The organism is Pectobacterium sp. HCp5_1 (assembly GCF_032905925.1).
In the GTDB taxonomy this organism is placed as follows: domain Bacteria; phylum Pseudomonadota; class Gammaproteobacteria; order Enterobacterales; family Enterobacteriaceae; genus Pectobacterium; species Pectobacterium brasiliense_A.
Window position 1 is genome coordinate 1 of sequence record NZ_JAUMIO010000049.1, and the last position, 18,678, is coordinate 18,678.

Sequence of the window (18,678 nt, forward strand, 5' to 3'; positions counted from 1 at the left end):
AACTGGTGAAATTACCGATAAGAAGGGAAAGGGCCTTCCCACGAATAGTAAAAGAAAGGCCCCAAAAATACAGTAAGGCCCGTAGATAAACTGCCAGTCAGTCGCTTAACTGACTGGCATTACAGCCATGATAGCTGGGGTTTTTGTTATTTACCGCATGATAGTACAGCGTAAAGAGACTTACTCGTCGTCGCTGCTACCAAAGCCTGCGTTCAACAGTTCAGCCAGGTTAGCAGAAGCTTCATCGGCACTCACTTGAGGCACGACAGGCGCTTCACCCGCCTGACGGCGGCGCATACGATCCTGGTGGTACGCATAACCTGTACCCGCTGGGATCAGACGACCTACGATAACGTTCTCTTTCAGGCCACGCAGTTCATCACGTTTACCCGCAACAGCGGCTTCGGTCAGTACGCGAGTGGTTTCCTGGAACGATGCCGCAGAAATGAAGGACTCGGTCGCCAGAGATGCTTTGGTGATACCCAGCAGATCGCGGCTGTACGTTGCCGTGATCTTGCCATCCGCTTCCAACTGACGGTTGGCAATCTTGATGCGAGACATTTCTGCCTGTTCGCCTTCCAGGAACTCCGTACCACCCGCGCTAACGATGGTGCCTTTACGCAACATCTGACGAACGATAACTTCGATGTGTTTATCGTTAATCTTAACGCCTTGCAGACGGTAAACTTCCTGAACTTCGTTGGTGATATAACGCGTTACTGCATGTACGCCACGCAGACGCAGGATATCGTGCGGAGATTCTGGGCCGTCGGAAACAACGTCACCACGTTCTACCACTTCACCTTCGAACACGTTGAGCTGACGCCATTTCGGAATCATCTCTTCGTAAGCATCGCTGCCATCTAACGGAGAAATTACCAGACGGCGCTTACCTTTGGTTTCTTTACCGAAGGAAATGATACCGCTGATTTCTGCCAGAATAGCTGGCTCTTTCGGACGACGCGCTTCGAACAGGTCGGCTACACGTGGCAGACCACCGGTGATATCCTTGGTACCGCTGGATTCCTGAGGAAGACGCGCCAATGTATCACCGGCACCAATCTGCACTCCATCTTCCAACTGAACAATTGTTTTACCCGGCAGGAAGTATTGGGCAGGCATATCGGTACCTGGGATCAATACATCTTCACCTTTGCCATCGACGATTTTCAGTGCCGGACGCAGATCTTTACCGCTACCGGTACGCTCTGCACTATCCAGAACCACGATGGAAGACAAACCTGTCAGTTCGTCGGTCTGGCGTGTAATGGTCTGACCGTCAATCATATCAGCAAAACGGATGAAACCGCTCACTTCGGTCACCACTGGCATGGTATGCGGGTCCCAGTTTGCTACGGTTTCGCCACCAGTAACTTCTGAGCCATCACCTTTCGCCATCACCGCACCATAAGGCACTTTATAGCTTTCTTTCGTACGTCCGAATTCGTCGATCAGCTTCAGTTCGGTATTACGTGAAGTAATAACCAGTTTACCGTTGCTGTTCATAACGAACTTCGCGTTGTTCAGTTTCAGGCTACCTTTGTTTTTAACCTGAATGCTGGACTCAGCTGCCGCACGCGATGCCGCACCACCGATGTGGAACGTACGCATGGTTAACTGTGTACCCGGTTCACCGATGGACTGTGCCGCGATAACCCCGATGGCCTCACCTTTGTTGATGATATGACCACGAGCCAGATCGCGACCGTAGCAATTGGCGCACACGCCAAAGTCGGTTTCGCAGCTTACGACTGAACGTACTTTAACGGCGTCAACGGAGTTCTCTTCCAACATGTCACACCACTGCTCATTCAGCAGCGTGTTACGTGGAACCAGAATGTCCGCCGTGCCCGGTTTGATCACGTCTTCAGCCGTTACACGACCCAGTACGCGCTCACGCAGTGGCTCTTTAACATCACCACCCTCGATAACCGGCGTCATCATGATACCTTCGTGGGTACCACAATCGTCTTCGGTCACAACCAGATCCTGCGCAACGTCAACCAGACGACGAGTCAGATAACCGGAGTTCGCTGTTTTCAGTGCGGTATCAGCCAGACCTTTACGCGCACCGTGCGTCGAGATGAAGTACTGGAGTACGTTCAAACCTTCACGGAAGTTTGCAGTAATTGGTGTCTCGATGATCGAACCATCTGGTTTCGCCATCAGACCACGCATCCCCGCCAACTGACGAATCTGTGCCGCAGAACCACGCGCACCGGAGTCGGCCATCATAAAGATGCTGTTGAAAGACACCTGCTGCTCAACCACGCCATCACGGTTAACCACATCCTCAACGGACAGGTTTTCCATCATCGCTTTCGCAACACGTTCGTTCGCCGCAGCCCAGATATCGATCACTTTGTTATAGCGTTCGCCCGCGGTAACCAGACCAGACTGGAACTGCTCCTGAATCTCGGCAACTTCGGTTTCTGCTTCTTCGATAATCTCGGCTTTTTTCTCCGGGATAACCATGTCATCGATACCTACGGAAGCACCAGAGCGCGCCGCGTAAGCAAAACCGGTGTACATAGTCTGGTCAGCGAAGATAACTGTCGGTTTCAGACCCAAAATGCGGTAACAGGTGTTCAGCATTTTGGAGATCGCTTTCTTGCCCAGAGGCTGGTTAACGATCGAGTACGGCAGACCTTTCGGTACGATCATCCACAGGATGGCGCGACCGATCGTCGTATCAATAATCGACGTCTGATGCGTAACATCGCCATCGATGCTCTTGATCTCTTCCGTGATACGCACTTTAACGCGCGCATGCAGAGAGGCCAGACCAGCGCGGTAAACGCGTTCAGCTTCTTTCGGACCCGTGAGCACCATGCCTTCGCCTTTGGCGTTAACACAGTCACGCGTCATGTAGTACAGACCCAATACCACGTCCTGAGAAGGAACGATGATTGGCTCACCATTCGCAGGGGACAGGATGTTGTTGGTCGACATCATTAACGCACGCGCTTCCAACTGGGCTTCCAGCGTCAACGGTACGTGTACAGCCATTTGGTCACCGTCGAAGTCGGCGTTATATGCCGCACAAACCAGCGGGTGCAACTGGATGGCTTTACCTTCGATCAGTACCGGTTCAAATGCCTGAATACCCAAACGGTGCAGTGTTGGTGCACGGTTCAGCAGTACTGGGTGTTCGCGGATGACTTCGTCCAGGATATCCCATACGACGGCTTCTTCACGCTCAACCATTTTCTTGGCTGCTTTAATGGTGGTAGCAAGACCACGCAGTTCCAGCTTGCCGTAGATGAACGGTTTGAACAGTTCCAGTGCCATTTTCTTCGGCAGACCACACTGGTGCAGACGCAGGTATGGGCCAACGGTGATTACAGAACGACCGGAGTAGTCAACACGCTTACCGAGTAGGTTCTGACGGAAACGACCCTGTTTACCTTTGATCATATCGGCCAAAGATTTCAGAGGACGTTTGTTAGAACCGGTGATCGCACGACCGCGACGGCCGTTATCCAGCAGGGCATCAACCGCTTCCTGCAACATACGTTTTTCGTTACGTACGATGATGTCCGGCGCAGCCAGATCCAGCAGACGTTTCAAACGGTTGTTACGGTTGATCACGCGACGATACAGATCGTTCAGATCGGAAGTCGCAAAACGACCACCATCCAGCGGAACCAACGGACGCAGATCTGGCGGCAGTACCGGCAGAACGGTCAGGATCATCCACTCTGGCTTGTTACCAGACTGCACGAACGCTTCCAACAGCTTAATACGCTTCGTCAGCTTCTTACGTTTGGTTTCCGAGTTGGTTTCGGTCAGCTCTTCACGCAGCTGCTCGCATTCCTGCTCCAGATCCATATTCTTCAGTAGAGCCTGGATCGCTTCGGCACCCATTTTCGCGTCGAATTCATCACCAAACTCTTCCAGCGCATCCAGATACTGCTCTTCAGTCAGGATCTGACGGCGTTCGAGGTTGGTCATGCCGCCTTCAACCACGACATAAGATTCAAAATAAAGCACGCGTTCGATATCACGCAGCGGCATATCCAGCAGCAAACCGATACGAGAAGGCAGTGACTTCAGGAACCAGATGTGCGCAGTCGGAGAAGCCAGCTCGATGTGGCCCATACGCTCACGGCGTACCTTAGTCTGGGTCACTTCAACGCCGCACTTCTCACAAATAACACCGCGGTGTTTCAGGCGCTTATACTTACCGCACAAGCACTCATAATCTTTTACTGGCCCAAAGATACGGGCGCAGAAAAGGCCGTCACGCTCAGGTTTGAACGTACGGTAGTTGATGGTTTCTGGCTTTTTAACTTCACCAAAAGACCACGAACGGATCATGTCTGGCGAGGCCAGAGCAATTTTGATCGCATCAAACTCTTCGGTTTTAGTTTGCGCTTTCAGAAACTTTAATAAGTCTTTCACGGATTGGCTCCTGTCGGAGTTAGACCTGATAGACACCTGAACCATGCTGTTAAAAACACAGTTCAGATGTCCCTATGACGAATGCCAGCAATACAACGGGCTGGAATTACTTTTCTTCCAGCTCGATGTTGATACCCAGCGAGCGGATTTCTTTCAACAATACGTTGAAGGATTCCGGCATGCCTGGTTCCATCTGATGATTGCCATCCACGATGTTTTTATACATCTTGGTACGGCCGTTCACGTCATCAGACTTAACGGTCAACATTTCTTGCAGGGTATAAGCTGCACCATAAGCTTCCAGCGCCCACACTTCCATCTCACCGAAGCGTTGACCACCGAACTGTGCCTTACCACCCAGCGGCTGCTGAGTAACCAGACTATAAGAACCGGTGGAACGGGCATGCATCTTATCGTCGACCAAGTGGTTCAGTTTCAGCATGTACATGTAACCCACTGTAACCTGACGCTCAAATTGCTCACCGGTACGTCCATCGTACAGGGTAATCTGACCGGAGGTAGGGATACCGCCCATCTGTAACAGTTCCTTGATTTCTTTCTCTTTTGCACCGTCGAATACCGGCGTTGCAATTGGCATACCTTTCTTCAGGTTTTCAGCCAGACGCATCACTTCTTCGTCTGAGAAAGTGCTCAGGTCGACTTTTTGACGCACATCGTCGCCCAGGTCATAGGCTCTCTGGATGAACTCACGCAGTTTAGTCACTTCTTCGTGCTGCTTGAGCATGGCGTTGATTTTCTCGCCGATACCTTTTGCAGCCATACCCAGGTGGGTTTCCAGAATCTGACCAATGTTCATACGTGAAGGTACGCCCAGCGGGTTCAGTACGATATCGACCGGCGTACCGTTCTCATCGTAAGGCATATCTTCGATCGGGTTGATCTTGGAGATAACACCTTTGTTCCCGTGACGACCTGCCATTTTGTCACCCGGTTGGATCTGACGTTTAACGGCCAGATAAACCTTAACGATTTTCAGCACGCCCGGAGCCAGATCATCGCCTTGGGTGATTTTACGGCGCTTAGCTTCGAGTTTTTTCTCAAACTCGTGCTTCAGCTCATCATACTGTTCTGCCAGCTGTTCCAACTGATTCTGTTTATCTTCATCAGTCAGACCCAGTTCCAACCAGCGCTCGCGCGGCAGTTTGTCCAGTTTGTCGGCTTCTACGCCTCCGGAAACCAGCACAGCGTGGATACGTGCAAACAGGCCCGCTTCCAGAATCTGCAATTCTTCAGTCAGGTCTTTCTTCGCCTGCTTCAGCTGCATTTCTTCGATTTCCAACGCACGTTTGTCTTTTTCCACGCCATCGCGGGTAAAGACCTGTACGTCGATAATCGTACCGGAAACACCGTTTGGTACACGCAGAGAAGAGTCTTTAACGTCAGACGCTTTCTCACCGAAGATCGCACGCAGCAGTTTCTCTTCTGGCGTCAGTTGGGTTTCACCTTTCGGCGTTACCTTACCAACCAGAATGTCACCGCCGGTCACTTCAGCACCGATGTAAACAATGCCGGACTCATCCAGTTTGGAAAGCGCTGCTTCACCCACGTTCGGGATGTCCGCAGTAATTTCTTCAGGCCCCAACTTGGTGTCACGAGACACACAGGCCAGTTCCTGAATGTGGATGGTCGTAAAGCGATCTTCCTGAACCACACGCTCGGAAACGAGGATGGAGTCTTCGAAGTTGTAACCATTCCATGGCATGAATGCCACGCGCATGTTCTGACCCAGCGCCAGTTCACCCAGATCGGTGGACGGGCCATCTGCCAGAACGTCACCACGTTCGACTGGCTCACCCAGAGACACACACGGCATCTGGCTGATACAGGTGTTCTGGTTCGAACGGGTATATTTGGTCAGGTTATAGATGTCGATCCCGGCTTCGCCCGGATACATTTCATCGTCATTAACGCGGATTACAATACGGGATGCATCCACGTACTGTACTGTACCACCACGTTTGGCTACGGCAGTTACACCGGAGTCAACCGCAACAGCGCGTTCCATACCGGTACCAACCAGCGGCTTATCAGCGCGCAGAGTCGGAACGGCCTGACGTTGCATGTTCGCACCCATCAGGGCGCGGTTGGCGTCATCGTGTTCCAGGAACGGAATCAGGGATGCACCGACGGAAACCACCTGCTGTGTGGAAACGTCCATGTATTCAACCTGATCGCGGCTGAACAAGCTGGACTCGCCTTTGTTACGGCAGGTAACCAGTTCGTCGATGAAGCGGCCTTCTTCGTCCAAATTGGTGTTCGCCTGTGCGATAACGAAGTTACCTTCTTCAATCGCAGACAGGTAATGGATCTCATCCGTCACCACGTTGTCACGCACGCGACGATACGGGGTTTCAAGGAAACCGTATTCGTTCGTTTGCGCATAAACGGACAGGGAGTTGATCAGACCGATGTTCGGACCTTCCGGCGTTTCGATAGGACAAACGCGGCCGTAGTGAGTCGGGTGTACGTCACGAACTTCAAAGCCAGCACGCTCACGCGTCAGACCGCCTGGGCCCAATGCAGAGATACGACGTTTGTGCGTAATCTCGGACAGCGGGTTGTTCTGGTCCATAAACTGTGACAGCTGACTTGAACCGAAGAACTCTTTAACGGCAGCCGAAATCGGCTTGGCGTTGATCATGTCCTGTGGCATCAGCGTATCGAGGTCGCCCAGAGACAGACGCTCTTTTACAGCACGTTCTACACGCACCAGACCAACGCGGAATTGGTTTTCTGCCATTTCGCCGACGGAACGGATACGACGGTTGCCGAGGTGGTCGATATCATCCACTTCGCCTTTACCGTTACGGATATCAATGAGCTTCTTCATCACTTCGATGATGTCATCTTTGCTCAGGATACCGGAACCTTCGATCTCATCACGTAGCAGAGAACGGTTGAACTTCATACGACCAACCGCAGACAGATCATAGCGGTCTTCAGAGAAGAACAGGTTCTCAAACAGCGTTTCTGCTGCTTCACGCGTTGGTGGCTCACCAGGACGCATCATGCGATAGATTTCAACCAGCGCACTCAGACGATCGTTTGACGGATCGACCCGCACGGTTTCAGACATGTATGCACCATGATCAAGATCGTTGGTGAACAGTGTCTCAATACGTTTGTGACCAGACTGGCTCAGTTTGGCCAGCAGATCCAGCGACAGCTCCATGTTGGCTGCGCCGATCAGTTCACCGGTGCTCTCGTCGATATAATCTTTGGACAGTACTTTGCCAGCGATATATTCAACAGGCACTTCAATGCGCTCAATGCCGTCTTTCTCTAACTGACGGATATGACGCGCAGTGATGCGGCGACCTTTTTCGATATAAACTTTACCGTTTGCTTCAATATCAAACGATGCGGTTTCACCACGCAGGCGTTCAGGAACCAGATCCATCTGCAACTTATTGCCATTGATTTCATAGACAATTTTATCGAAGAAAAGATCGAGAATCTGTTCGGTGGAGTAACCCAGCGCGCGCAGGATAATGGTCGCAGGCAATTTGCGACGACGGTCGATACGGACAAACAGGTTATCCTTCGGATCAAACTCGAAATCCAGCCAGGAACCACGGTAAGGAATAATACGTGCGTTATACAGCACCTTACCTGAAGAGTGGGTTTTACCTTTGTCGCTATCGAAGAACACACCTGGACTACGGTGTAACTGAGACACGATTACACGCTCAGTACCGTTGATCACGAAGGTACCGTTATCGGTCATGAGCGGAATTTCGCCCATGTAAACTTCTTGTTCTTTGATATCTTTAACGGTGCCTTCAGGCGCTTCGCGCTCGTAGATCACCAGACGCAGTTTTACGCGTAGCGGCGCAGAGAACGTCACACCACGGATCTGACATTCTTTAACGTCAAATACTGGCTCGCCCAAGCGATAGCTAACGTATTGCAGCTCTGAATTACCGCTATAGCTTTTTATAGGGAAAACAGAACGGAATGCAGCTTCCAAACCGTACTGACCTTCCGGGTCTTGCTCGATAAACTTCTGGAACGAGTCAAGTTGGATAGAAAGGAGATAAGGTATGTCCAAAACCTGTGGACGTTTACCAAAATCCTTACGAATGCGTTTTTTCTCGGTATAGGAGTAAACCATAGGGTTCCTCAGCTAGCTGACAAGTCGAACCACTCTGTCTGCCCTAACAAGGACAGTTCATGCAACACTATTTATGTTGGTCGGAAAATAGAGAACTTTCCGTAATACGTCTTTCTATTACTCTTAAACCATTTCGTTGCTCTTGCTTAGGCATGGAGCCCATGCAGGAAAGCAGTATATTAAGTCGTCAATAGAAAAAAATATTGGGAGAAATCAATGGCTAAACAGTGTGAAATCCCATTGATACCCTACAGCGCAAAAAGGCTGGTGACTAAAAAGTCACCAGCCATCAGCCTAATAAATCAGGCTGCAACCTGAAAGGTTGGCTTATTTAACTTCAACTTCTGCGCCAGCTTCTTCCAGTGATTTTTTCAGTGCTTCAGCGTCATCTTTGCTCACGCCTTCTTTCATCACTGCAGGTGCAGATTCAACCAGATCTTTGGCTTCTTTCAGGCCCAGACCAGTTGCGCCGCGAACAGCTTTGATTACAGCAACTTTGTTAGCGCCGATAGCTTTCAGCACAACGTCGAACTCAGTTTTTTCTTCAGCAACTTCAGCTGGGCCAGCAGCAACAGCTACAGCAGCAGCAGCAGAAACACCGAATTTTTCTTCCATAGCAGAAACCAGCTCAACAACATCCATTACAGACATAGCTGCTACTGCTTCCAGAATTTGATCTTTAGTGATAGACATAACAATTGTTCCTAAGAATCAGAAATAGTTTATACGTTAGCAAGTACGTTAGAAAAGAAAGTGCTATTACGCAGCTTCTTTTGCATCGCGAACAGCAGCCAGAGTGCGGACCAGTTTGCCAGCAGCGGCTTCTTTCATGGTCGACATCAGACGTGCCAGTGCTTCTTCGTAAGTCGGCAGCGTTGCCAGACGGTCAATTTGAGCCGCCGGGATCAGCTCGCCTTCAAAGGCTGCAGCTTTGACCTCAAACTTTGCATTCGCTTTCGCGAACTCTTTGAACAGACGAGCAGCAGCGCCCGGGTGTTCCAGAGAATATGCAATCAGGGTCGGACCAACAAACGTGTCTTTCAGGCATTCAAATTGAGTGCCTTCAACGACGCGGCGCAGCAGGGTGTTACGAACAACACGCATGTAAACGCCAGCTTCACGCGCTGCTTTACGCAGTTCGGTCATTTTATCAACGGTAACGCCACGGGAATCCGCAACAACCGCAGACAGCGCACCTTTGGCTACTTCGCTGACTTCAGCAACAATCGCTTGTTTGTCTTGAAGATTTAATGCCATTAGCTTTTGCTCCTGGATTTAGCCGGAGAAATTCTCCGGAACTCACTTCACTTATCGCCAAAATTAGAGATAAGCGTTGAAACACGGTGAGCAGAATCCAGTAAAAAAATTATTCTTTATAAAAAAGAAAAACATTATTTAGGCTCTGTCACCGTCTACGCAGGAGAATTAAGTTCCTTGCGAAACACCTGCGGTCTTGGACGGAGGCCTGGATAGGCCAGGCTCCAACCGAAAAATTCTTGCGTCATTCCACTTGAGAAACAACGGGCGTAAAATTATAGGTAAATCTCACACCCGAGTAAAGCGGAACAAAAGCTATTAGTTAGCAGCAGCGTTCAGACCGCTCTGGTCGATGGCAACGCCAGCGCCCATAGTGGTAGACAAGCTAACTTTCTTGATGTACACGCCTTTCGCCTGAGATGGTTTTGCTTTTTTCAGCGCAATCAACAAAGACTCTAGGTTTTCTTTCAATTTGTTAGAATCGAAATCAACCTTACCGATAGTGGTATGGATGATGCCGTTCTTGTCGTTACGGTAACGAACCTGACCCGCTTTAGCATTGTTAACAGCTTCAGCAACGTTAGGAGTTACAGTACCCACTTTCGGGTTTGGCATAAGGCCACGTGGACCCAGAACCTGGCCCAATTGGCCAACAACGCGCATTGCATCTGGAGATGCAATAACAACGTCAAAGCCCATTTCGCCTTTCTTGATCTGATCAGCCAGATCTTCCATGCCCACGAATTCAGCGCCAGCTGCTTTAGCAGCTTCAGCGTTTGCACCTTGGGTGAAGACAGCTACGCGAACAGAACGACCAGTGCCGTGAGGCAGAACGGTTGCACCGCGAACGTTTTGGTCAGATTTACGTGCATCGATGCCGAGGTTAACAGCTACGTCTACACTTTCTACAAACTTAGCAGTGGCCAGCTCTTTGAGCAGAGCAACAGCTTCGTTGATGTCATACTGTTTAGTTACATCAACTTTGTCACGGATCACGCGCATGCGCTTGGTCAGCTTAGCCATCTATTAATCCTCCACTACCAGGCCCATGGAACGAGCGGTACCTGCGATAGAGCGCGCCATGGCGTCTACATCAGAACCAGTCATGTCCGCAGCTTTAGTTTCTGCGATTTCACGAACCTGAGCGCTCGTTACTTTACCTACTTTGTCTTTGTTCGGCTTGCCGGAACCAGACTTGATACCAGCCGCTTTCTTCAGCAGAACAGCTGCTGGAGGCGTTTTGGTAACGAAGGTGAAAGAACGGTCAGAATAAACGGTAATAACAACCGGAGTCGGCAGACCCTTCTCAAGGCTTTCAGTTTTAGCATTGAATGCCTTACAGAATTCCATGATGTTAACACCTTGCTGACCCAGAGCCGGACCTACTGGTGGGCTCGGGTTAGCCATACCAGCTGCAACTTGCAGCTTGACGTAGGCTTGTACTTTCTTGGCCATTTAACTTTCCTCGATTGGGTAATAGCGCCTAGTGAAAGGCTCCCCGTGGTTTGTATTACGCTTCAGTCGCCATTGAGGCCACTGAAAAACAAAAGGCGCGAAATTATAGGTTAATTTCTCGCCATAGGCAAGTTGCTATTTTCAGCAAATCTTATCAGGCAATTAGCCTTTTTCGACCTGAGCAAAGTCTAGTTCAACAGGCGTCGCACGACCAAATATAGAAACAGACACCTTCAGGCGGCTCTTCTCATAGTCTACTTCTTCAACAACACCGTTAAAGTCGGCAAATGGACCATCGTTGACACGAACCATTTCACCCGGTTCAAACAGCGTTTTCGGACGAGGCTTGTCGCCAACCTGCTGGAGACGATTCATAATCGCATCCACTTCTTTGTCACTGATTGGGGCAGGACGGTCAGATGTGCCGCCAATGAACCCCATAACACGAGGTACGCTGCGTACAAGATGCCAACTAGCATCTTCCATCACCATCTGTACTAAAACATAACCAGGGAAAAACTTGCGTTCGCTCTTGCGACGCTGGCCACCACGGATCTCAACGACTTCCTCAGTAGGAACCATGACTTCGCCAAACAGTTCTTCCATATTATGGAGTTTGATATGCTCACGCAGAGATTGTGCTACGCGACCTTCAAAACCAGAAAACGCCTGAACGACGTACCAACGTTTTTTTGGAGCTTCAGACATCTTAGAACCTCAGGCCAGTGATAAACGATACCAGACGGACCAGAATACCATCCAGCCCCCACAAAATCAGTGACATCACGGCAGTCACCGCGGCAACGATTAACGTGGTGTGTAACGTTTCCTGACGAGTCGGCCAAATTACTTTGCGCACTTCGGTACGCGCTTCGCGAGCAAACGCTACGGTTGCTTTGCCTTTCGTGGTCAGCAGTGCCACACCACCGGCGGCGGCGATCAGGATAACAACGGCCAATGCACGCAGAGGAAGACTAAATTCGCGGTAATAATAATTGCCAACAATCGCAACAACCAGCAAGGCACCTACTACTAGCCACTTAATCACTTCCAGGCCACGCCCACTATCCTGAGCTTCGGTATTCGCACTCATAAACCAACCTGTCACAATGATTCAGACAAATAACTTTGCCCCGCAACCACGGGGCAACCAAACCGAAAGATGTTCTGTAAAACGAATAATTCGGTATTTACGCCGTATCTACAGAGCCTATCTCACCAATGATTATATCTCACAATCGCTGATGAGATAGGTTCTACCATGACAGCGTAGAAAAAGGGCATCAAATGATGCCCTTTTATCGCGTGTCGCGTCAAATGTTATCAGCGATTAAGCGATAACTTTAGCAACAACGCCCGCGCCTACTGTACGACCGCCTTCACGGATGGCGAAACGCAAACCGTCGTCCATCGCGATTGGGTGGATCAGGGTAACAACCATTTTGATGTTGTCGCCCGGCATTACCATCTCTACGCCTTCTGGCAGTTCGATGGTGCCCGTTACGTCAGTTGTACGGAAGTAGAACTGAGGACGGTAGCCTTTGAAGAACGGAGTATGACGGCCGCCTTCATCTTTGCTCAGGATATACACTTCGGATTCGAACTGAGTGTGTGGCTTGATTGAACCCGGCTTAGCCAGTACCTGACCACGCTCGATTTCTTCACGCTTGATACCACGCAGCAGAACACCAACGTTCTCGCCTGCACGACCTTCGTCCAGCAGTTTGCGGAACATTTCTACGCCAGTACAGGTAGATTTCGCCGTATCTTTGATACCAACGATTTCAACTTCTTCACCGACTTTAACGATACCGCGCTCTACACGACCGGTAACAACGGTACCACGACCGGAGATGGAGAATACGTCTTCGATTGGCAGCAGGAACGGCTTGTCAATTGCACGCTCTGGTTCTGGGATATAAGAATCCAGGTGCTCTGCCAGTTCGATGATTTTTGCTTCCCACTCAGCTTCACCTTCCAGCGCTTTCAGAGCTGAACCACGAACCACTGGGGTGTCGTCGCCTGGGAAGTCGTACTGAGACAGCAGCTCACGCACTTCCATCTCAACCAGTTCCAGCAGCTCTTCGTCATCAACCATGTCACATTTGTTCAGGAACACGATGATGAAAGGAACGCCAACCTGACGACCCAGCAGGATGTGCTCACGGGTCTGAGGCATTGGGCCGTCAGTCGCAGCAACAACCAGGATCGCGCCGTCCATCTGGGCAGCACCGGTGATCATGTTTTTCACATAGTCGGCGTGTCCTGGGCAGTCAACGTGCGCGTAGTGGCGAGACGGGGTATCGTATTCAACGTGAGACGTGTTGATGGTGATACCACGTGCTTTTTCTTCTGGTGCGTTATCGATCTGGTCGAATGCACGCGCGTTACCACCGTAGGTTTTAGCCAGAACGGTAGTGATTGCAGCGGTCAGCGTTGTTTTACCATGGTCAACGTGGCCGATAGTACCGACGTTAACGTGCGGTTTTGTACGTTCAAATTTTTCTTTAGACATCGATTGTCCCTCTAAGACACGGATAAATCGGTGGTATCACCACATCAACCAAGCGATAGCTTGCTGAATTTATTCACAGAAAGAAAATCAGGAGGAGGAAAAGGAAGTGGTGCTGATAGGCAGATTCGAACTGCCGACCTCACCCTTACCAAGGGTGCGCTCTACCAACTGAGCTATATCAGCACATCTTGGAGCGGGCAGTGGGAATCGAACCCACATCATCAGCTTGGAAGGCTGAGGTAATAGCCATTATACGATGCCCGCATCCTGGAACTCGGCTACCTAATTTTTCTGTAGATTTTGAAGTTGAGGAATAAGATTTTATAGACCCCGCCTTCGTCGATCCGGCTCAGTCTTACTACCGTATCGAATATCCTGTTACCAGGATTGAATTTGGTGGTGGGGGAAGGATTCGAACCTTCGAAGTCTGTGACGGCAGATTTACAGTCTGCTCCCTTTGGCCGCTCGGGAACCCCACCTGATTGTGTACTTGATGGTGCCGGCTACCGGAATCGAACTGGTGACCTACTGATTACAAGTCAGTTGCTCTACCTACTGAGCTAAGCCGGCTTCAAGTGCTGCGCATTCTAGGTAGACAGAACGCTCGATGCAACAAAAAAATTGCGAAAAATGCGCTATCGCTTAGATTTTATCCAAATTCAGCTATAAATCTAGAGTAACAGTAAGAATTAGCACAAAGAACCACCAACCCTATCCAACAAAATGGTGATTTAGCCATCAACCTTCCTCTTGTTTCTCTTGCACCAAAAATACGGTTTTGCCCTTTAGAAGAGCAGTCGCTGCACCGACCGATGCTATTTTGCTCGCTTTTCTAAGAAAACAGACCTGGAATGCATTTTGCTTGGTTAAAAATAAATTTCTGTCAAAGGGGCAAAATACGATGAAAACCGTTCAACTCAATGCAGCAACCTTACCTGTCTATCGTGAGGAACTGGCTAATCTATTGATAGATGCTGTAGAAAAAGGCGCTTCTGTTGGATACCACTCGCCACTATCCCATAAAGAAGCCACAGAATATTTTCATAGTTTGCAAACATCCGTTTCCAGCGGTGAACGTATGATATGGGTAGCGCGCGATGAGGAGGGTATTGTCGGAAGCGTACAGCTCGAGTTGTGTCAAAAAACAAACGGGAAAAACAGAGCTGAAATTCAAAAATTACTGGTCCATAGCCGCACAAGAAGAGCGGGAATAGGCCGACTGCTCATTCAGCTATTGGAAAAGAGCGCACTTTTACAGCAGAGGGGCTTGCTCTACTTAGACACCCAAGCAGGTTCCCCTGCAGAAGCGTTCTACCGGGCCTTGGGTTATCGCCACCTGGGAGAATTGCCAGACTATGCTTGCACGCCTGATGGTTATTACCACCCAACGGCCATCTATTATAAGCGTCTCTTTGCTGTGAATGTTTTAGGTAAAGCCATCGCTAGCTAGCGAGTACCCGATGCGTAAACATAGAAGCATCGGGTACAGCACCGATTTTCTCTTCTTCTTTCTAGTAGCAAAGTGTTAACCTGCCCATTATCAAAAATTTATTGCATAAGAGAAGGTGCCGCGATCATCGCGTTGGCTAAACTAATAGCCCGTTTTCTTCGCTGAGCTGAGAGTCCCTTTTCTTACCTGTGAAGCAGGCAGAACACGACTTATGAGCAACAGAGAGCAATCCTTGGCCACGCCATATCTACAATTTAACCGCAGCCAATGGGCCGCCTTGCGCGATTCCGTCCCGTTAACGCTGACAGAGGAAGAAATCGTTAAGCTCAAAGGCATTAACGAAGACCTTTCATTAGACGAAGTCGCGGAAATTTATCTGCCGCTATCTCGCCTGCTGAATTTCTATATAAGCTCTAATTTACGCCGTCAGGCTGTGCTTGAGCAGTTTTTAGGAACCGATGGCCAAAAAATACCTTACATAATCGGCATCGCAGGTAGCGTCGCTGTAGGGAAAAGTACTACAGCCCGTGTACTCCAAGCGCTATTAAGCCGCTGGCCAGAACACCGCAGCGTAGAACTTATTACAACCGATGGATTTCTTCATCCAAATAAGGTGCTAAAAGAACGCGACTTGATGAAGAAAAAAGGCTTTCCACAATCATATGATATGCACAGCCTGGTAAAATTTGTTTCTGATATAAAATCAGGGACACACAAAGTCACGGCCCCAACTTATTCTCATCTAACATATGATATCGTTCCTAATAACAATAAAGTGTTGGAGCGACCTGATATTTTAATATTAGAAGGGTTGAATGTTTTACAAAGCGGAATGGACTATCCGCATGATCCGCATAGAGTTTTTGTTTCTGACTTTGTAGATTTCTCTATCTATGTGGATGCACCTGAAACACTGCTACAAACATGGTATATAAATCGATTTTTGAAATTTAGACAAGGTGCATTCTCAAATCCAAATTCATACTTCCATAATTACGCAAAATTGACGAAAGAAGAAGCCATCGGTATTGCATCTCAATTATGGAAGGAAATTAATGGACTTAATCTAAAAGAAAATATCCTTCCCACCCGGGAAAGAGCTAGTCTTATTATGACTAAAAGTGCTAATCATGCCGTTGAATGTGTTCGATTAAGAAAGTGAAAATGAATGAACATGTAAAAGGGGGAATTCCCCCTTTTTTATGCGCCGCGCAGAGAAATTTCCCCACCAATATACGGTGTTATCAAACCATCGGCTTCTAATAACAATGCACCCTGGCGATCGATTCCTCGGTCTATCCCATGAATTTCGCGATTACCGATAATCAAGCGGATCGGGCGATTAAAATAGTTATCCAACTTTTCCCATCTGGGAATAAATGGCTCAAGACCTTGTAGTTCAAAGACGGCCAAAGCGCTTCTTAATTCAGAAATAAGAGCCGAAGCGAGAGTATTACGATTAATCTCTATACCTGCCTCTTGTAAATTTATCCAGCCTTGATTAATCGTATCTGGAGCAGGTTCTCTCATTTGTAGATTAATACCTGCACCAATGACTAAATTAGCTGCATCCCCAGTTTTCCCTGTCAGTTCGACAAGAATGCCAGCCAACTTTCTATCCTTCAGATATAAATCATTAGGCCATTTGACTCGAACACCATCAGCACCCAGCTTATGTAGCACTTCGGCCATTACGATACCGATAACCAGACTCACCCCAACAGCCGCAGCTGGTCCCTGCTCTAGGCGCCAATATAAGGACAAATACAAATTCGCACCAAAGGGTGAAAACCATTGTCGCCCCCGACGACCACGCCCAGACTGCTGATATTCAGCAAGGCATGCATCACCGGAGGACAGTGTATCCAATCGTTCTAAAATGTACTGATTCGTAGAATCGACGACAGGTAAAACCGTTACGCCACCTTCAGGTAGGTGCTTAAGGATAACTTCTTCATCTAATAACTGCATAGGCGCTGGCAAAGAATAACCCTTACCCGTTACAGTAAAAATATCAATTCCCCAATCGCGTATAGTTTGGATGTGTTTATTAATCGCAGCTCGACTCATCCCCATCATTTCGCCCAGTAACTCACCGGAATAAAACTCCCCATCAGAGAGGATTTTAATCAACTTAAGAGGAACTGTAATATCTTTCATGATAATACCTCGATGGCATTGACCTCTCCATGCGCAGCAATAAAGCGAACTTCAGGTTCCAGCTGTATAGAGAATTTTTCAGAAACTTGGTTGCGGATATAACGAGCTAATTCAACAATATCTGAGCTTTTTGCATTATTTTTATTAATCAGAACCAATGCCTGTTTCTCGTGAACAGCGGCACCACCAAGCTGGAATCCTTTAAGTTTACACTGATCAATTAACCATCCAGCTGCCAATTTAACGTTACCATCAGCTTGTAAATACTGAGGAGCATTCGGATACTCTCGTAAAATCCGTTCGGCATGCTGTTGTGTAATTATTGGATTTTTGAAGAAGCTACCAGCATTACCTGTCACTACAGGGTCTGGGAGTTTACTTCGACGCATATAGCATACAGAATCAAATACTTGCTGTGGCGTAACGGTTTTAGGATCCAGCTTGACCAAATCACCGTAGTTAAGTATCGGGTTCCACTCTTTCTTTAAAAAGAACCCTACGGCGGTAATCGCAAACCCAGAGCGGTATTGATGCTTAAATATGCTTTCACGGTAATCGAACTGGCATTCCTCAGAGGTAAAACGCATGACTTTACCTTCAGCCAGATCCAACACGTCAACATAATCACAAACATGCTGTAATTCGATACCGTACGCACCGATATTCTGTATCGGTGCAGAACCGACACATCCGGGAATTAATGCCAGATTTTCTAACCCAGCAATGCCATGCTTAAGCGTATATTCAACTAATTGATGCCAATTCTCACCTGCACCAACATGAAGATACCAGCCCTCGCTTTCTTCGCGAATATCTATACCTTTGAGTCGGTTTAGCAGAATAGTACCTAAAAAATCCTCCAGAAAAAGGACATTACTTCCTTCTCCTAGCAATAAAATGGGCTCTTGTGATGCGCAGGCGACGCGCCATTCCTCGATCAATTGTTCTTGAGTATCTGCTACCGCAATACGAGAGGCAGACACAGATAATGAGAAAGAGTTATGAGGCTTTAATGAAATAATGCTCGATGGCATGATGGAAATACCTACTAATTCAGATATCACATAGTCTACCTGATCTACGCGAGATACCGACTGCCTTTTGCCACCGGATACGGATAAACAGTCGTTCCAAACGCCCATAGCAAAAAGCCCTCGTCTTTCGACGAGGGCTTTCCACTTATTTGATGCCTGGCAGTTCCCTACTCTCACATGGGGAAGCCCCACACTACCATCGGCGCTACGGCGTTTCACTTCTGAGTTCGGCATGGGGTCAGGTGGGACCACCGCGCTATCGCCGCCA

Annotated in this window: 14 protein-coding genes, 4 tRNA genes and 1 rRNA gene; 3 read left to right on the top strand and 16 right to left on the bottom strand. The window is 48.7% G+C overall.

Annotated elements, in window-relative coordinates; translation table 11 throughout:
- Positions 1 to 89: hypothetical protein (locus Q3A88_RS20385; protein WP_317177746.1), on the top strand; the 89-nt coding region annotated here is incomplete at its 5' end.
- A gap of 91 nt (positions 90 to 180) precedes the next feature.
- Here the strand turns inward: Q3A88_RS20385 and rpoC are convergent.
- The 13 genes from rpoC to Q3A88_RS20450 form a co-directional block, all read right to left on the bottom strand.
- Positions 181 to 4,404, bottom strand: a complete 4,224-nt coding sequence (gene rpoC / locus Q3A88_RS20390) for a DNA-directed RNA polymerase subunit beta' (RefSeq protein WP_110164262.1) — start codon at positions 4,402 to 4,404, stop codon at positions 181 to 183.
- A 106-nt stretch (positions 4,405 to 4,510) separates the two neighbouring features.
- Positions 4,511 to 8,539, bottom strand: coding sequence for a DNA-directed RNA polymerase subunit beta (gene rpoB, locus Q3A88_RS20395; RefSeq protein ID WP_039311347.1), 4,029 nt, complete (start codon positions 8,537 to 8,539; stop codon positions 4,511 to 4,513).
- A 327-nt stretch (positions 8,540 to 8,866) separates the two neighbouring features.
- On the bottom strand, positions 8,867 to 9,232 hold the full coding sequence (gene rplL / locus Q3A88_RS20400) for a 50S ribosomal protein L7/L12 (RefSeq protein ID WP_005970331.1): 366 nt from the start codon (positions 9,230 to 9,232) through the stop codon (positions 8,867 to 8,869).
- Between the two features lie 66 nt (positions 9,233 to 9,298).
- Positions 9,299 to 9,796 (bottom strand): 50S ribosomal protein L10, encoded by a 498-nt coding sequence (rplJ, locus tag Q3A88_RS20405; RefSeq protein ID WP_010285495.1) that lies wholly within the window; start codon positions 9,794 to 9,796, stop codon positions 9,299 to 9,301.
- Positions 9,797 to 10,114: 318 nt separating this feature from the next.
- A complete protein-coding gene (gene rplA, locus Q3A88_RS20410) occupies positions 10,115 to 10,819 on the bottom strand; it encodes a 50S ribosomal protein L1 (RefSeq protein WP_010285494.1) in 705 nt (234 codons plus the stop codon).
- Between the two features lie 3 nt (positions 10,820 to 10,822).
- Positions 10,823 to 11,251 carry a 50S ribosomal protein L11 gene (gene rplK, locus Q3A88_RS20415; protein ID WP_005970337.1) on the bottom strand — a complete coding sequence of 143 codons (429 nt, stop codon included), beginning with the start codon at positions 11,249 to 11,251 and terminating at the stop codon, positions 10,823 to 10,825.
- Positions 11,252 to 11,413: 162 nt separating this feature from the next.
- On the bottom strand, positions 11,414 to 11,959 hold the full coding sequence (gene nusG / locus Q3A88_RS20420) for a transcription termination/antitermination protein NusG (protein ID WP_005970339.1): 546 nt from the start codon (positions 11,957 to 11,959) through the stop codon (positions 11,414 to 11,416).
- A gap of 1 nt (position 11,960) precedes the next feature.
- Positions 11,961 to 12,344, bottom strand: coding sequence for a preprotein translocase subunit SecE (gene secE, locus Q3A88_RS20425; protein WP_010285488.1), 384 nt, complete (start codon positions 12,342 to 12,344; stop codon positions 11,961 to 11,963).
- Between the two features lie 237 nt (positions 12,345 to 12,581).
- Positions 12,582 to 13,766 carry an elongation factor Tu gene (gene tuf / locus Q3A88_RS20430; protein WP_014913795.1) on the bottom strand — a complete coding sequence of 395 codons (1,185 nt, stop codon included), beginning with the start codon at positions 13,764 to 13,766 and terminating at the stop codon, positions 12,582 to 12,584.
- A 107-nt stretch (positions 13,767 to 13,873) separates the two neighbouring features.
- Positions 13,874 to 13,949 (bottom strand) — tRNA-Thr (locus tag Q3A88_RS20435).
- 6 nt (positions 13,950 to 13,955) lie between these two features.
- Positions 13,956 to 14,030 (bottom strand) — tRNA-Gly (locus Q3A88_RS20440).
- 130 nt (positions 14,031 to 14,160) lie between these two features.
- Positions 14,161 to 14,245 (bottom strand) — tRNA-Tyr (locus tag Q3A88_RS20445).
- A gap of 15 nt (positions 14,246 to 14,260) precedes the next feature.
- A tRNA-Thr gene (locus tag Q3A88_RS20450) sits at positions 14,261 to 14,336 on the bottom strand.
- A gap of 331 nt (positions 14,337 to 14,667) precedes the next feature.
- Between Q3A88_RS20450 and Q3A88_RS20455 the strand changes: the two genes are divergently transcribed.
- Together Q3A88_RS20455 and coaA are read left to right on the top strand one after the other, a co-directional pair.
- Positions 14,668 to 15,216, top strand: a complete 549-nt coding sequence (locus Q3A88_RS20455; RefSeq protein WP_317178551.1) for a GNAT family N-acetyltransferase — start codon at positions 14,668 to 14,670, stop codon at positions 15,214 to 15,216.
- A gap of 211 nt (positions 15,217 to 15,427) precedes the next feature.
- Complete coding sequence (gene coaA / locus Q3A88_RS20460) at positions 15,428 to 16,378, top strand: type I pantothenate kinase (protein WP_110164362.1); 951 nt, start codon at positions 15,428 to 15,430, stop codon at positions 16,376 to 16,378.
- A gap of 38 nt (positions 16,379 to 16,416) precedes the next feature.
- Here coaA and birA read toward each other — a convergent pair whose 3' ends face one another.
- The 3 genes from birA to rrf all read right to left on the bottom strand — a co-directional run.
- Positions 16,417 to 17,376 carry a bifunctional biotin--[acetyl-CoA-carboxylase] ligase/biotin operon repressor BirA gene (gene birA / locus Q3A88_RS20465; RefSeq protein WP_110164363.1) on the bottom strand — a complete coding sequence of 320 codons (960 nt, stop codon included), beginning with the start codon at positions 17,374 to 17,376 and terminating at the stop codon, positions 16,417 to 16,419.
- Positions 17,373 to 18,410, bottom strand: a complete 1,038-nt coding sequence (gene murB / locus Q3A88_RS20470; RefSeq protein WP_110164364.1) for a UDP-N-acetylmuramate dehydrogenase — start codon at positions 18,408 to 18,410, stop codon at positions 17,373 to 17,375. Before murB ends, birA begins: the two co-directional genes overlap by 4 nt.
- 154 nt (positions 18,411 to 18,564) lie before the next feature.
- A 5S ribosomal RNA gene (gene rrf, locus Q3A88_RS20475) occupies positions 18,565 to 18,678 on the bottom strand; the annotation flags it as partial.